The sequence below is a fragment of the Microvirga sp. M2 genome (assembly GCF_047497095.1).
Classification (GTDB): domain Bacteria; phylum Pseudomonadota; class Alphaproteobacteria; order Rhizobiales; family Beijerinckiaceae; genus Microvirga.
Genome location: NZ_CP134065.1, coordinates 495,597 through 510,922, shown reverse-complemented (window position 1 = coordinate 510,922; position 15,326 = coordinate 495,597). Strand labels below are relative to the sequence as shown.

Genomic DNA, 15,326 nt, shown 5'->3' with positions numbered 1-15,326 from the left:
CGATGGAACTCGCGAGCATCCAACCCCAATGAATCCATGAAGATGGGATGCGGTGCCCGGCATTGATGAGCCTCGACCTTGTCTGCGCCGCTGCCGTCGAGATGGAGACTGGGGAAAGAGCTGCCAGCGACATCATCACTGCGTCTCGACTGATTGCCGTTGCACTCTCTCGGCAGGTTGCGTCGACAGAAAAAGCACGAGGGCGAGCAAAGCCAGTGTGACGAGCGACGCGAATTCGCGCGGCAGGCTCAAGCCGCCGCTATTCGTCGGCTTCGTCAACAAGTCGCCGAACGTCGCCCCGAAGGGACGCGTGAAGATGAAAGCGACCCAGAAGAGCAGCACGTGGCTCAGTCGGGTTGCATAGTGGAGGACGGCAACGACGCCGATGACGCCGGCGGTCACCAAGGCTCCTTCGATGTAGCTGAGGCCAATGGTGCTGGTCAGGAAGTCACCGAATGCAGTGCCGAGACTGTTGGAGAAGACCACGGCGATCCAGAACATGGTTTCTGTATCTCGCCGTCTGATCGGATAGACCCGCAAGTCCCGATCCCGCCACCACCACACCGCGAGCGTCGCAGCGAGGCCACTGACGAGCAGCACCGACCCCCAAAGGTAGCCTAGGCCCAGTGAGCGGTCCATCATGTCGGAGACTTCGGTCCCGGCGGTTGTCGTCGCCACGATCGCTGTCCAGAAGAGAACAGGGTGATAGGTCGTTGAGCGGATCTGCGCGACGAGAACGACGGCCAGTAGTCCGAAAGTGATCGCCAGCGAAACGTAGTAGCCGAGGTCCAGCGTCATGGACAGAAAGTCGCCCGCCGTCTCGCCCAGCGTCGTCGCGAGGATCTTCATGATCCAGAACGCAAGGGTGACGGCGGCTACCTTGCTGACCGCTCTTGCGGCGTGCTTGCCGGCAGGCGCAGGTTCGTGGGAGCGATCAAGTATCATGTAACCTCACTTGCCGCGGTAGCGGCGGCGTCGGACGCAACCTATTTGCGGGGAAACGAGTGACTCAGGCGAGACTGAAGCGCCCTCGGGAGAATCTGCGCTCGTTCATCCGGAGCGCGTCTCCAACCAAGCTACCGACCAGCGGATGAGCCGCCTCTGACTGCCCGTATACAATTTCGTATAGAAGGCGGATGACAGGCCCAGGAGAACCGTGCAGCAAGGCTCTGCATCCCTATTCCGGAATGTACGACGCTACGACCTTGGCCATGCCACGTCGCGCCGGCTCATGGCGCATCCGCACCCGATAACACAGACGACGGACGCCAGCGCAGCCTCACGGTTCGTTAGGGAACATTACAGATCCGTATAGTTGCGGCCATACAGCCCGAACGTCGACCCAGCCACAAAAGCGTGGCCTTGGAATGTGGATACCGTTTTGAACCCCACCACCGTCCAGGCCCTGCCGGGGCGGCTGCCTCGCGTCCGCCCCGGCAGGCACCAGCAACATCCGCAGAGAAGAGTCACTCGGGTCCCGGCATCCACTCGCGATGCCAGGGCCTCCTTTCAGGAGACATGCTGCTCCTGCGAACTTCCACGATGGACGTTGCAGTTTCCTCGAATCCAGAAATGGCGAACATCATGCGCAAGCTTTCCCGCGTTCTCGTCACCACCGCCGCATCTCTCGTGGTTGGAGCGTCAGCTGCTCTGGCAGCCGATCTGCCCGCGCGCCAGTATGCCCCGGCCCCCGTCTACAATCCCGCCCCGCTGTTCACTTGGAGTGGCTTCTACGCCGGCGTGAACGGCGGTTATGGTTGGAGCAACCGCAACCAAACCTACCTTGGCTCTGCTGATACGTTGAGCAGCAAGGGATCGAACGGCGGCTTTGTCGGCGGTGGCCAGATCGGCTACAATTATCAGCTCGTGCCGGGAACCGGCCTCGTGGTTGGCCTGGAGACCGACCTGCAATACGCCGACCTCGGCAACAAGACTACCTACGTCGGAGGTTCGCCGGCCGCGCTGTCTGGCAGCAGCTCGGGTGGAAACTATTTTGGCACAGTGCGCGGCCGGCTCGGCTATGCGTTCGACCGGTTCCTCGTCTACGGAACCGGCGGCTTCGCCTATGGCGATGTCGGAAGCCGCAGCTGGGGGCCTCTCGCCGGCAACCGTGGCACCGAGGTTGGTTACACGCTCGGTGGCGGCCTCGAGTATGCCCTCACCAACAATTGGACGGCGAAGGTAGAAGCACTTTACGTCAGCCTCGGCAATGGCTCAAAGAACACGTCTGCGCTCGGGACGCCAGCCATCTCCAGCACCAGCTCGGGTCGCGACGATTTCGGTGTGGTGCGCGCCGGCCTGAATTACAAGTTCTAGAATGGGGACGGGATGTCCGAAGCTTGTGAGATTGTGATCGCTGCGGCGAACCAGGACGTCTGCCGTGAACGGATCGAGGAAAGGGTTATCCGCACCTATTCCAGGCGCGTTGCGTCTAGACCGGGTCGAGGCTTCCCGGACCATCCGGCTGGGGCAGATCGGCACCCTTGAAGCGCGCCTGACTGAAGTGCTCCGGGACGTTTCCTCGCATGTTCCACCCTTCAGGGTGGAGATCGATTCATACGCGAGCGGCTCGGTGGTGGCCAGCTACGGGTGCCATAAGCTTGATGAGGGCGAATTCATGGCTGTTGTCGTGCTTATCATGGGTGCTTGGCGGCCCCTGCCGATCTTGCACTAGGCTTCAGAATTCCATCGCCCACGCACTGCCCAGACGAGGCCGGACGCTTCGCCTGGGTTCAATGAGCCGTTGAAGAATCTAAACACTACAGTCGGGCTTCCCTCCACCCGCTTGTTCCCTCGCGGATGGCTTCAATGACCGCTCCAGCCAAAGCACCCAACGCCCTCGGCCGGGCCACACCAACGCATGGCGGCGTTCCGGTCTCGCGCCCAACCAAGGCGACGTTGCCGCGCTCACCGATCGTCCTGGGTGACGCCGTTGCGCTGGCGCCGCGTCTCGGTGGGGGCGATGTCCGCTCGCCACCGTCGAGCGCCTGTGCTCCCGGGTCGGCGTTACGGGGTCGGGAGTACCGTGGCGGAGGGCGGCCAGGACAAACACCCCCTCGCGGGTATTCTGCTTGCTGGAGCCTTGCGGTATCTATGGTTCTGATGAACCGGCTCCTGATCCGAAGCCTCCACTGGCGATGATGCCGGGCGTAACACAGATATGTGCTCGACAGGAGAGAGCCGCTGCATGAAGATTCTCGTAATCGAGGATGACAACGAAACTGGAGCCTACCTCCGCCGAGGCCTCGAGGAGCACGGGCATGTCGTTGATCTGGCCGCGAATGGCCGCGACGGTCTCTTCCTGGCGGCCGCGGAGGCCTATGATGTCATGATCGTGGACCGCATGCTCCCGGGACTGGACGGGCTCGGTGTCGTCAAGACGGTGCGCGGCGCCGGCGTCAGGACCCCGGTGTTGTTCCTCACCACCCTGGGCGGAGTGGGTGATCGGGTCGAGGGTCTCGAAGCCGGCGGCGATGACTATCTTGTCAAGCCTTTCGCCTTTGCCGAACTCCTGGCCCGCGTCAACGCGCTCGCCCGAAGGCCGCCGATGGCGCAGATCGAAACCGTGCTCAAGATCGCGGATCTCGAGATGGATCTCATCGGGCGCAAGGTGCGCCGGGCTGGGCGTGAGATCGACCTGCAGCCGCGTGAATTCCGGCTGCTGGAGTACCTGATCCGCAACGCCGATCGTGTTGTGACCCGCACCATGCTGCTCGAGAACGTCTGGGAATTCCACTTCGATCCCAAGACCAATATCGTCGAAACGCATGTCAGCCGCCTGCGATCCAAGGTCGACAAGGGCTTCGAGGCGGAATTGATCGAGACGGTCCGTGGTTCGGGATATCGTTTGCGTGCGGCTGCGTAGTGTCACGATGGGAACGGGGTTCCGGCTGGCGGCCGTTGCCGCGACGATCGTGCTCGTCTCGATTCTCATTCTCGGCTTTGGCATCTATTCGACCGTCAAGGGCGCCCTCGAGGGGCAGGTCCGGGGAGGCATTGAGCGCGATATGGCCGACCTTGCGCCACTCGTGGAACAGGCCGGTGCGGCGGCGCTCCAAACCCGCTCGACCCAAGATCTCCAGCGCCGCTTCGCCTACCGATTGGCATCCGCCGAGGGGAATTATCTCTCCGGTGAACGTTGGCTCGATATTCGGAAGCCGGGCTGGACAGAGTTCGAAACCGCGGATGGCGTCGCGCGGGAGGTGCCCTTTGATGGCGATGTCCTGGTGCTGACGGAGCGCCTGAGAAGCGGTCTACTCCTGTCGGTGGCGTCCGACATCACTTGGATCGATGGAGTCGAGGACTCCCTGCTGACCCAATTCACCTGGGCGCTGCTCATTGGAATTGTGCTTGCCCTTGGCGCCGGCGCGCTGATTGCGCAGGCGTTGCTGCGGCGTGTCGATGCCGTCGCCCGCACGGCCAACGCCATCATCGCAGGGGACCTCTCCCGGCGCATTGCTCTGACGGGCTCTGGTGACGATTTCGACCGGCTCGCCATAACCTTGAACGTCATGCTCGATCGCATCGCCGGCCTGATGGAAAACCTGCGACAGGTCTCAAACGACATCGCCCATGACCTGCGCACGCCGCTGGCGCGCCTGCGGCAGGGGCTGGAGGACGCCCGGGCGCGCGCCAGGACGATGGACAGTTATCAAGAGGCCGTGGATCGCGCCATTGGCGAGGCCGACGGTCTCCTCCAAACGTTCTCAGCCCTGCTGCGCATTGCGCAGATTGAAGCGGGAGCGCGGCGGGCAGCGTTCCGCCCCGTCGACCTGTCCGACGCCCTGCAAACCGTGGTCGAAGCCTATGAGCCGGCAGCCGAGGATAGTGGACGCCGCCTGATCGCGACGATCACCGCCGGAATCGTTGTCCCAGGCGACCGCGAGCTTATCGTCCAACTCATTGCCAATCTGGTGGAAAACGCCCTTTGCCACACGCCGGTTGGCACGGATGTCGCGGTGAGTCTGTCGACCGACCCTGACGGCAGCGCTATCGCTGCCGTCACAGACAACGGACCTGGAATTCCGGCCAGCGAACGTGAGGCCGTCCTGCGCCGGTTCTACCGCCTGGAGCGCAGCCGCACGACGCCCGGGAACGGCCTAGGTTTGAGCTTGGCGGCGGCCGTCGTAGACCTGCACCGGGGCGCGCTCTCCCTCCACGACAATCAGCCCGGGCTCAAGGTTGAAATCCGCTTCGGGCCAGTCTCCCATTTCCACTAGCCTCGGGGGTGTTCATGACCTCGCTTGATGCTCTGATCCAATCCTTCCTTGGTGTCGTGGAACACCATCCATCGTTCGCGACGCTCGTCGCCTCCCTGGTTACCTTCTCGGAGGCAATCCCGGTTGTGGGCGCCGCCCCAGGGACGGCGATGGTGCTCGGGCTAGGGAGCTCACCGCTGTTCTGCCCCGAGCGGTTACTGCGGTTCGGGGTGCGGACAGCACCGGAAGCCGCGCTCGCACTTTTGTCTTGGCCGGATCATAATGAACAGAGATCGGCCTTGGCGCTCTACAATGTGGATTGGAGGTGAGATAATGAACCGAAAATTGCGGAGGAGCCATGCCCGTTGGTTGAACCGAGCGGCGATCAGCATGGTAGGGCTAGGTGTTGTACTAGGAGCGGGTCTTGGATACCTCCAGCTCAGCGGAAACTTTCATCCGGTCATCGCGGGAGAGGTCTACAGATCCGCGCAGCCGACACCTGAGGCCCTGGCAGGGTACATCAAAGAACACCGGATCCGGTCGATTATCAATCTGCGAGGCAGCAATTCCGGCGCAGATTGGTATGATGCCGAGGTGGCTGCAGCCAAGGCTCTGGGTCTCGCCCACTACGATTTCGGGATGTCGGCGCGCAAGCCGCTCGACCAGCACCGCGCCCAGGAGCTGATCGCGCTGATGGAAAAGTCGGAGAAGCCGGTCCTGATCCACTGCCAAGGCGGCGCTGACCGCAGCGGGCTTGCGTCCGCCCTCTATGTCGCGGCCATCGCAAAGGCTGGAGAAGAAGCGGCGGAGCGTCAGATATCCCTGCGCTACGGGCACATCTCGCTGCCGATGACGGCCGCCTATGCCATGGATGAGACCTTCGAAGCACTGGAGCCGTGGCTGGGCTTCAGCGGCTCCTGATGCGGCAAGGACGTTGACCGAGACCTCGGACGGGATCTGTCCCGGTACGCTGCCATCTTTTCGCAACCGCAGACCTGCTTGTGGCAGGAGCACAGCTTCGCCTCTCGCCGGCACGGTCGCGCCTCGAGCACACGGATCCAGAGCAAACGTGCCCGTAGAGTCGGACCCAGGCAGCAGGGAATGTCAACGCGTGTCGGACTTTCACTGCCCTCGAGCATCTCGAAGGCGAATTGCCAGACCTTGGTCTTATTGACCTCGCCAACGAGGAGGTGCCGATCCCGATCGGCTTGCCCCTGTCTTGCCCGACATGGACCAACGATCCGCAGCGCCTGCGGCGGACCGGCGTGCCCAAGGCGCCGTGGACGGAGCCCTCCACGCCTGAGATCGCTTTGGCGGAAATCCAGCGGATCAGGCAAGCTCAATTCAGCTTCGGGGCGGAACTGCTGATACCGGCGATGGCATCAGCACGCCCTTCCGGAAGTCGCCCACCGCTCGGGGCCCGCGCTGAGCGACGGAAAGGCACGGCCTTTCGTCCAGCGGGACACCCGACATGCTTCCAACGAACGGCTTTGATCTGTCATGACTTAAGCGAGCTTTCTTCACGACGAGTGGCCGAATAGGCGCGGAACAGATCGTCCAACTCCGCCCCACGAAGCGGCCGCGGACGAGCAGGATCGTGTCCCGTAGCGTGGTGTAAGAGCGCCAGTCTTCGGCTGAGCCGGGTTGCTCAGGCGGTCACGGCCGACAGCCTGCGAACCGGATCATCGCTCAACGGGCTCAGACTTTCCAGCGACATGTAGCGTCGGCTCACCGCCCATTCGTCATTCTGCTCCATCATCAAGGCTCCCACGAGACGGATCACGGCCCGGTCATTGGGAAAGATGCCGACCACATCCGCACGTCGTTTGATCTCGCCGTTGAGCCGCTCGAGCGGGTTGGTCGAGGCAATCTGGGCCCAGTGCTCGCGCGGAAAGCTCATGTAGACCAGCACCTCCTCGCGCGAGCGGTCCATCAGCTCGACCAGCTTGGGGCAGCGCTCACGCAGGGTATCGGCCACCGAGGTCCATTGCTCTCTGGCCGCCTCGGCCGTGTCCTGGGCGAAGATGGTCTTGAGCATCGCCACCACGGCCGGGCGCTGCTTCGGGGCGATGTGCGCCATGGCGTTGCGCATCCAATGCACCCGACAGCGCTGGAGCGAGGCATGGAAGACCCGAGTGGCCGCCGCCCGCAGCCCCTTGTGATCGTCGGCAATCACCAGCTTCACGCCGCGCAGGCCGCGGTCGGCGAGAGAGCGCAGGAAGGCGGTCCAGAACGGTTCGGCCTCCGAGGCGCCGGTGGCAATGCCCAGCACCTCGCGCCGGCCATCGGCATTGACGCCCACGGCCAGTATCACGGCCGTGGAGACGATCCGGCCGGCCTCTCGCGTCTTCAGGTAGGTGGCGTCGATCCAGAGATACGGCCACTCGCCCTCGATCGACCGGGCCAGGAAGGCGTTCACCCGCTCGTCGATCTCCTCGCACAGGCGGCTGACCTGGCTCTTCGAGATGCCGGACGCGCCCATGGCCTTGACGAGATCGTCGACAGAGCGGGTCGAGATGCCATGAACGTAGGCCTCCTGGATCACCGCTGTGAGCGCCTTCTCGGCGGTGCGGCGCGGCTCGAGGAAGGCCGGAAAGTAGGAACCCTTGCGTAGCCTGGGGATGGCAAGATCGATCCGGCCGGCCCGGGTGTCCCAGGCCCGCTCACGATAGCCGTTGCGGTGGTTGAGACGCTCGGGGCTGCGCACCCCGGCGGGAGCTCCGGTGAGCGCCTCCACCTCCAGGGTCATCAGGCGCTCGGCCGCAAAGGCGAGCATGTCGCGGATCAGATCGGCATCGGCCCCCTTTTCGATCAGCTCGATCAGGGCCATTCTCTCGTCGGTCATCGTCGTCTCCGGGGTCAGGGTCAGGTGTCGCAACCCGCACTCTAACCGAAGACTGGCGATGACCACCTCACAGGTGGCTCGCTCTTACACCACGTCCCGGGACGCTACCCGCGCCCATCGTTGCAATGCGAGCACTCTGCCTTGTGAATGCGGCCCCGGTCCCTTCTCCAGTTATTGTAAATATAGAACCTCCGCATTCGCTCCTCCCGCGTTTTGGCGAACGCTAGGATGCCGCGGAGAAAACGTCTAGTTCACCAACGGATAGTTGTGTCGCTAGCTCTCAAGGCTCACATCAGTTGCAACGATGTGGAGCAAGGATGGCAATCGAAACATTCCGATAACATATGTTATCGAACCCACTAACATTGCCTGTGTTTTGGCATCATGAGATCGAGCTTTTACAGTCAGGATAGGATCATGAAACAGAACAATGCTTTTAACGTTTCTCTGGATAATGCCCCTATTGCTCCAGCAACCGCGGCCGATACCCCATCACTTCGGCGGGCATCGTTCCTATTCGCTGCATCCTTGAGCGGGTTCATCGGGGCAAGCCTTCTGCTGGCTAGCCTCTGACGGAGTGAGCTTTCTCTTTTTCGACCCATTCGGGACCGAACTCGCAGAGAGGGGAGCGCCATGAGCAGCCCCATCATCGATCCTCAAGCCCAGTTGAGCGATATCGAGGCCCGGCTCGCCCGGATTGAGAGAAGGCTCAGCATAGTTTCGGCCGGTGCGCTCACACTTACTTTGTTCGTCTACGCGACACTGCCTTGGATACATCTTTCGGTGGTCTACGAAGCCTGAAGAGCGTCCATCGGATTCCAGCCTGCGAGCGTGCAGGAGCAGAAACCCCGTCCGGGGTAGAGCCGAACGGGGTTCTCTTTGGAGGCTTGATGCGCAACGCAGCCTGTCTCGTGTGTAGCAGCAGGAAGTAAATGGAGTGTCGCATCTTAGAACAGTCGTCCGCCGGATTAGCCCTGTTTCACTACCTCACCTTGCCGGCGCAGAGGGATGGCCCCGAGGTGTAACGTGAGTGCGGGTCCTGCGACCAACGTTTCAGGACCGTCGCGACGGACCGGAGGTAAAGTGAACTCCATGCCTCGTGTCGATGAGAATGGAAACTGCCGAGGGTTGATTGGCGACCTCATGCTGCCCCCCAGAGCTTGGTATGTGTTGCGTCGAGAAAACATCAAAACATTGAACAAGCTGAGGGCGGTGGCCGACTGGCTTGAACAGTTCGACGGCATTGGCCCTAAGACGGCTCGGCTGATCCGCGAGGAACTCGCCCGTGTCACATCCTCGCGAAAGGCCCCTGATTAGGCCGGACCCGCCCCTGGTGCACGAATTTCCGATAAGCACCTTTATGGAACTGGATGAAGGTGATGGGCTTTAGAGCGGTTACGCAGAGGACTGCAAATCCGCTACGGCGTGCAAAAACCCTTACCCGCAAAGAAAGAGCGCCAATCGATGCGGTTGGGCGCTCTAAGGGGCCAGTACCATAGGGTCTCGGGACCGGTCGCTATATTGACGTCTAGGCCTGGGGCCGTATTGAGGCGTCCTACAGCGATTAGACCGAATGCTTACAGCGCTTAGACCGAATGCTTAATCCGGCCGAGGAAAGGTAAGAGGGAACCTGCACCCACGGCGGCTTGTCACTCAGCACCGTTCGCAACGGATGCCCCATGTGGAAAGGTGATCCACAGACTCTGAAATTTAGGATGATTGTTCTGAGGAACAGAAGCTCGGCAGGAGCGTTGTTGAGGCTGTTTAGCAACGGGTACAAGGACGATGGCCGCTTCAAGCAATGGCGTGACTTTGATTAAAGAGGCTCAGGCGGCTCGGGTCCAAGCCCATATACGCCGCATGGTTTCACGGCTGCAAGGATGTCGCCGCATGTCCATCAAGCAGGCTGCATAGTCTACACAAAGAAACCCCGCCCGGGGCAGGGCCGAAAGAGGCTCTGCTTTGCAGGCCTGAGATGCCGGCAGAGCTACACTGTCAACTCCGTTTCAGATCACTGCACTGAATCACTTGCCTCTAATCTCGGCCCCCATCCCCGTTCCATGCCGCAATGAACTGCGGGACGCCCTCAGCAGGCATCGGACGTCCGAAGAGGTAGCCCTGTCCCAAATCACAGCCGTGTTCCCGGAGGAATGACGCCTGCGCACTGGTTTCAACGCCCTCGGCAACCACCCTGATGCCGAGGCTCTGACCAAGGCTCACGACGGCTTTGACAATGGCTGCATCCCCCTCATCCGTCTCCAGGTTGCTCACGAACGAGCGGTCAATCTTGAGAACATGGGCCGGGAACTGCTTGAGGTGCGACAGCGAAGCATAGCCCGTGCCGAAATCATCCAGCGCAATCGAAATTCCCCCTTCATTCAATGCCCGCAGTGTTCTCCGGGCATGCTCGATATGGCGGTCGAGGAACACGGTCTCAGTCACCTCTATTCCAAAACGGCTCGGTGGAATGCCGGCCTCCCGCAGGTGGTCGAGCACCCGTGTGGCATAATCATCGCGGCGGAAATCGGCGGACGAGGCATTGATCGAGACGCGGCCGATGTCGAGGCCTGCATCGAGCCAACGGCGCATGTCACGGACCACGCAGGAGAGCATGCGATGAGCGATGGCGATGCCGAGTTCCGGATCATCAAAGGCGGGGGCAAGGATATCGGGTGATTGCACTCCCGTTCGGGGGTGGCGCCAGCGCAAGAGCGCCTCAAAGCCGGCAAGCCTCCCTGAGGCGAGTTCCACTTTTGGCTGGTAGAAGGGCTCGATCCAATCGCGCTCTAACGCTCGGCGCGCGATTTCCAGAGCTGAGGCAATTTTCTGTACCTCCTCACGCATGTCGGGCCGGAACATCTTGAACGTGCCACGCCCGTCGGCTTTGCAGCGGTACAAGGCGAGATCCGCCTGCTTCTGAAGCTCTTCAACGGTCATCTCTGGCCCGACGGCGACGGCGCCCCCGATGCTGGTGCGGCAGTCGAGAGTTCTGCCGTTGTACCGCAACGGCTCCCGCATGCGGGCCAGAATGGCGCCGGCAGTGGTCGCGACACACTCCTCGCCAGGAACATCGGTCAGGATGACGGCAAACTCATCGCCGCCCAGGCGAGCGACCGTGTCGGTGGTGCGCACGATATCGCGCAGCCGGATGGTGAACTCCCGCAAGAGCGCATCCCCGGCATCGTGGCCAAACCTGTCATTGATGGTTTGAAGGTGGTCGAGATCCATGACCAGCAGACCCACACTGTGCCGCGATCCTGCCGCCTGGTCGAGCGCCTGTTGGAGATGCTTGAGGAAGAGTCTGCGGTTGGCCAGGCCCGTGAGGTCATCATGATAGGCTGCCCAATGGAGCTGCTCCTCGGCGAGCTTGCGGTCATGGATGTCCTCAACCGAACCATACCAGCGGATCACAGCGCCATTGTCTGCGAACCGCGGCGTGGCTCTGACCCGGACCCAACGGTAGCTTCCGTCGGCAAGGCGCACGCGGCATTCTTGGTCAAACGGCTGACCCGTGGCAAGTGAATGGGCCCACCTCTGCCTGACAGGGGCGACATCGTCAGGATACACTGACTTTGCCCACTCAGGATCAGACGCTGATGTGATAGGCCTTCCTGTCAAGTCCCGCCATCGGGGAGAGAGTTCGAGAAAGTTCCCTTGCGGATCTGCCGTCCAGGGAATTTGCGGGTTCAATGCAACCGAATAGCGATAATGCTCCTCGCCCTCGCGCAAGGCTTCTTCGGTTCGCTTCTGGTCGAGTTCGATGCGCTCCTTGGCCATAGCCAAGAAGACAAAGGCAAGTGTCGGTGCATAGACCACCAGAAACAGCGCCAGTTCCGCTGACCAGCGACTGGCAAGGGTGTTGATCCCGAAGAGCGAGCCCAGGGACAATCCAAGCATCGCCCGAAAGAGATTGAAGGCCGCCAAGCTGTACAGGAGGAAGACGGCCGCCCGCTGCGAGGCTAGTTGCTGAGGGGCATGCCTGGAAAGCTCCCGCCCTGCCAGTGCCGCGTATCCGCCCGTAATAAGGGACAGAACGACAAGCCGGGCACTCAGCGTCTCGTGAATGAACGGGAAAACAACTATCCAGAGGATAGGACCAATGGCAGTGAAAGGTATCGTGCGCGGGCGGCCGTTGAAGTTCCTGCATCCAGCGTAGAGAGCGCCGTAGCCGAAGGTCATCAAAGCGTTCGCAACCAGCAAGTTGAGATGGCTTGGCACCCCATTTCCGAGGGTGGCCATGCCGATCCCTATGGGAATCAGGCAGAAGGTAGATCCCCACCACGCCAGCGCTTGGATCTTACGGTTATGTGTCCAGGCGAAGAGCAGCAGGACACCCAACACCGTTGAGAGCAGGACAAAGGCGGCGGCTAATGTTTTGGGATCCAAGGTCATGCCAGCAGTGTGTGAGCCGCGCCAATAGAACTGTTAATTTTCCTATTATTCTACGCTGGAACAGGTCAAAGGTTGCGTTTACGGCGCGATAATGCATCAGAGACAAAATAGAAATCCCGCCCAGGGCAGAGCCGAATGGGGCTTCTCTTTGGAGGCTCGGTACGCCAACATAGCCTGACTTGGGTTTAGCAGCATGAGGTAAACAGCGCATTGCTGTTCCGCGTGTTGGATCGATGAGGCCCTACACTGTCTACCAACAATGCCTAGGAAGAACCCAAGCGTTCACTCCGGCAGTGTCTCGACGAGATCCGCAAATGCTCTGAGATCCATTTCTGCGGCTCCAAGGAGCCGCGAGAGTGTCTCAGTTGATGGCCACCGGGGGCGGCCACTAGGGCTTGTCCGCTTCGAGGGGTTGAATGCAGTCGCATCTAAACCAGCGCGCTTTGCAAGCGCAGACGCTGATATGCCCTGGGCCTCTGCAACCGCGTCAATAGCGGCCCAAACTTGCGCGTGAGTGAACATACCGCTTTCGTTCCTGAGTAGAAAAAGAAACCCCGCTCGGGCGAGAGCAGGGTTTCAAGGGGGGCGGATCGCCCTGCGCGAGACGATCCGAGGAAAGAATGCCTACAGATCCTTAATAAATGCCCTATGCCTTGCCCTGGTTCATGTGCAGGATGTCACGAACAAGAGAGAGCCCCATAAAGTGCCCGGTGGACTCGCGGGCCTGCAAGGCGTTCTCAATCTGGTCTTCAATCCCTTCGTAAGCCGGATCATCCACAACCATCTTGGCCTTCACGAGCATCCCGTGGAGGGTGTAGGCTCGGGTCCTAGCAACACGCTCATCGAGGTCCCTTAAAGCCTCCACCAGCTCAGCGACGGTTTCGCGAGCTTCTGCATAGCCGCTCTGTGCCCGAGCATCCTGAACGGCATCATAGTATCGGTCCCAAGCCGCTACGATTCCATCCGCTCGTGCCTGTGCCTTAGGATCAGGTTTCCTACCAGCCCGAACTCCCGTCTCATTGTCCCCGGTGCAATTCGACCAATCCTGCATTGTGCGAGGAGCGGAGCGAAGCTTCTCTACGGCCTCTTGAGTGTAAACTAGGATCCGCTTTCCATCCTTCTCCATCTCGAAGGTATCGCCTGGCATGTGGGGCATGTTGAGGATCCAGTCCATCTTCTGCACGTGGAGTTCGGCGGGCTTTTCCGGGCAGCTTTCCCGGAACTGCTCCTCTGCTGCGTCTAGAGCGTGGTGGGATGACGTAGAGTCGCGTGTGGCTTTCGGGGCTTTTGTTGTGGGATTGGGTTGGTTCTGGAGCATGTAAGGAGAGGTCGATGCCCAGAGCCCTTTCGGTTGATCTTCGTGAACGTGTTGTGCGTGCGGTTGAGAGCGAGGGGCTGTCGCGCCGGCGGGCGGCGGCGCGGTTTGGGGTTGGGGTCAGCACCGTGATTACCTGGGTGCGCCGCTTCCGGGACAGCGGTCGTCTTGAGCCGGACCGGGTGGGGGGATGCAAGCCCCGGACCCTGCGCGGCGAGCATCGCGACTGGCTCCTGCAGCGCTGTCGCGCCGGCGATTTCACGTTGCGCGGCCTGGTCGCCGAGTTGGCCGCGCGCGGGCTCAAGGTCGACCATCACTCGGTCTGGGAGTTCGTGCACGCCGAAAAGCTCAGCTTCAAAAAAAGCCTGCGTGCCAGCGAGCAGGATCGGCCCGATGTCGCCCGCAAACGGGTGCGCTGGCTGCAGGGGCGTCACCTCGTCGACCCCGCCCGCTTGGTCTTCATCGATGAGACCTGGACCCGGACCAACCTGACGCCCCTGCGCGGCTGGGGACCGCGCGGCCAGAGGCTCCAAGCCCAGGCCGCTTATGGGCACTGGAAGACCCAGACCTTTCTGGCGGCCCTGCGCCAGGATCGGATCGAGGCGCCCTGGCTGCTGGATGGGCCGATCAACCGCGAGCGCTTCCTGCTTTACGTCACCACCGTCCTGGTGCCCACGCTCCAGCCTGGCGATCTCGTGGTCCTGGACAACCTCGGCAGCCACCGCAGCCCCGGCGTGCGCGCGGCCGTGCGGGCCGCCGGAGCCAAGCTGTTCCTGCTGCCCAAATACTCCCCCGATCTCAACCCGATCGAGCAGCTCTTCGCCAAGATCAAGCACCTGCTGCGCAAAGCCAACCCGCACACCGCTGATGCCATCAGTGCGGCCATCGGCCAGATCCTCGACACCGTCACCCCGCAGGAGTGCAACAACTACCTCGCCAATGCAGGATATGGACCCAATTAATCCCACCACGCTCTAAATGTGAGATTTTGCCTATAAAATCGAGATTTTTTCCCCTAACAGTGAGACAGCGTTTACAGGGGCGGGCTGCGATGGCGATGGAACGGGACCTGACAGAGTTCGCCAAGGTCGCCTTGCTCCGGACCTATCACAAGGAAGCCCGTTTGCTCGCCATCGTCGATCGTATCGCGCGCCAGATACAGAACCGCGTTCACACGCAGGGATCAAAGAGCAGCGAACAAACCTGTCGGCATCGCGCCTTTGAGGGCAAAGAATGGCGCTTTTCGACACCCAACGCGACGAATCTCAAAGTTGAAGGCAAAGTGACAGCCGGAGATCATCACCCACGCGATCTGGTTGTTCCGGTTCCCTCTGAGCCTGCGGCTCGCCGAGGAGATGCTCCTCGAGCGGGGCCTTATCGCCTCTTATGGGACGGTCCGCCGGTGGCGCTGGAGTTCGGGCCAGCATACGCTGGCCGTCTCAGGCGCGAGACAGTCAAGCCGCCGCGACATTTGGCACCTGGATGAGGTCGACGGCACCATCTCAGTGGGGAACAGGACCAATCGCATCACTTCTCAGCGATGGCCTCTCATCGCTGTAGGGTCAGCATGCAATGC

Annotated in this window: 13 protein-coding genes and 1 pseudogene; 10 read left to right on the top strand and 4 right to left on the bottom strand. The window is 61.4% G+C overall.

Going from position 1 to position 15,326, the window contains the following annotated elements; genetic code table 11:
* Positions 1 to 135: 135 nt before the first annotated feature.
* The gene (locus RE429_RS30995) at positions 136 to 945 is read right to left on the bottom strand and encodes a hypothetical protein (protein WP_414476124.1); all 810 of its coding nucleotides are present in this window, start codon (positions 943 to 945) and stop codon (positions 136 to 138) included.
* A gap of 639 nt (positions 946 to 1,584) precedes the next feature.
* Here RE429_RS30995 and RE429_RS30990 point away from each other — a divergent pair.
* From RE429_RS30990 to RE429_RS30970, 5 genes are all read left to right on the top strand, one after another.
* Positions 1,585 to 2,316 (top strand): outer membrane protein, encoded by a 732-nt coding sequence (locus RE429_RS30990; RefSeq protein WP_414476495.1) that lies wholly within the window; start codon positions 1,585 to 1,587, stop codon positions 2,314 to 2,316.
* Between the two features lie 871 nt (positions 2,317 to 3,187).
* The gene (locus RE429_RS30985; RefSeq protein ID WP_370437799.1) at positions 3,188 to 3,865 is read left to right on the top strand and encodes a winged helix-turn-helix domain-containing protein; all 678 of its coding nucleotides are present in this window, start codon (positions 3,188 to 3,190) and stop codon (positions 3,863 to 3,865) included.
* Positions 3,852 to 5,219 (top strand): ATP-binding protein, encoded by a 1,368-nt coding sequence (locus tag RE429_RS30980; RefSeq protein WP_414476123.1) that lies wholly within the window; start codon positions 3,852 to 3,854, stop codon positions 5,217 to 5,219. The genes RE429_RS30985 and RE429_RS30980 overlap by 14 nt, the downstream gene beginning before the upstream one ends.
* A gap of 14 nt (positions 5,220 to 5,233) precedes the next feature.
* Positions 5,234 to 5,527, top strand: a complete 294-nt coding sequence (locus tag RE429_RS30975) for a hypothetical protein (protein WP_414476502.1) — start codon at positions 5,234 to 5,236, stop codon at positions 5,525 to 5,527.
* Positions 5,481 to 6,119 carry a tyrosine-protein phosphatase gene (locus RE429_RS30970; RefSeq protein ID WP_414476122.1) on the top strand — a complete coding sequence of 213 codons (639 nt, stop codon included), beginning with the start codon at positions 5,481 to 5,483 and terminating at the stop codon, positions 6,117 to 6,119. Before RE429_RS30975 ends, RE429_RS30970 begins: the two co-directional genes overlap by 47 nt.
* 727 nt (positions 6,120 to 6,846) lie before the next feature.
* On the opposite strand, the gene RE429_RS30965 is transcribed toward RE429_RS30970, so the two are convergent.
* Positions 6,847 to 8,043 (bottom strand): IS256 family transposase, encoded by a 1,197-nt coding sequence (locus tag RE429_RS30965; RefSeq protein ID WP_414476121.1) that lies wholly within the window; start codon positions 8,041 to 8,043, stop codon positions 6,847 to 6,849.
* Positions 8,044 to 8,460: 417 nt separating this feature from the next.
* Here RE429_RS30965 and RE429_RS30960 point away from each other — a divergent pair, with 417 nt between their 5' ends.
* The 3 genes from RE429_RS30960 to RE429_RS30950 all read left to right on the top strand — a co-directional run bounded on the left by RE429_RS30960 (position 8,461) and on the right by RE429_RS30950 (position 9,360).
* A complete protein-coding gene (locus RE429_RS30960) occupies positions 8,461 to 8,616 on the top strand; it encodes a hypothetical protein (RefSeq protein ID WP_414476120.1) in 156 nt (51 codons plus the stop codon).
* 60 nt (positions 8,617 to 8,676) lie between these two features.
* Positions 8,677 to 8,844: a hypothetical protein gene (locus RE429_RS30955; protein WP_414476119.1), complete on the top strand. Its 168-nt coding sequence runs from the start codon at positions 8,677 to 8,679 to the stop codon at positions 8,842 to 8,844.
* Between the two features lie 291 nt (positions 8,845 to 9,135).
* Positions 9,136 to 9,360: a hypothetical protein gene (locus RE429_RS30950; protein ID WP_414476118.1), complete on the top strand. Its 225-nt coding sequence runs from the start codon at positions 9,136 to 9,138 to the stop codon at positions 9,358 to 9,360.
* 717 nt (positions 9,361 to 10,077) lie between these two features.
* Here the strand turns inward: RE429_RS30950 and RE429_RS30945 are convergent.
* A complete protein-coding gene (locus RE429_RS30945; protein ID WP_414476117.1) occupies positions 10,078 to 12,435 on the bottom strand; it encodes a putative bifunctional diguanylate cyclase/phosphodiesterase in 2,358 nt (785 codons plus the stop codon).
* A 646-nt stretch (positions 12,436 to 13,081) separates the two neighbouring features.
* The gene (locus RE429_RS30940) at positions 13,082 to 13,753 is read right to left on the bottom strand and encodes a hypothetical protein (RefSeq protein WP_414476116.1); all 672 of its coding nucleotides are present in this window, start codon (positions 13,751 to 13,753) and stop codon (positions 13,082 to 13,084) included.
* Positions 13,754 to 13,767: 14 nt separating this feature from the next.
* Between RE429_RS30940 and RE429_RS30935 the strand changes: the two genes are divergently transcribed.
* Complete coding sequence (locus RE429_RS30935; protein ID WP_414476115.1) at positions 13,768 to 14,712, top strand: IS630 family transposase; 945 nt, start codon at positions 13,768 to 13,770, stop codon at positions 14,710 to 14,712.
* A gap of 333 nt (positions 14,713 to 15,045) precedes the next feature.
* Positions 15,046 to 15,267 (top strand): annotated as a pseudogene (locus tag RE429_RS30930) (IS6 family transposase); the annotation flags it as partial.
* Positions 15,268 to 15,326: the final 59 nt, after the last annotated feature.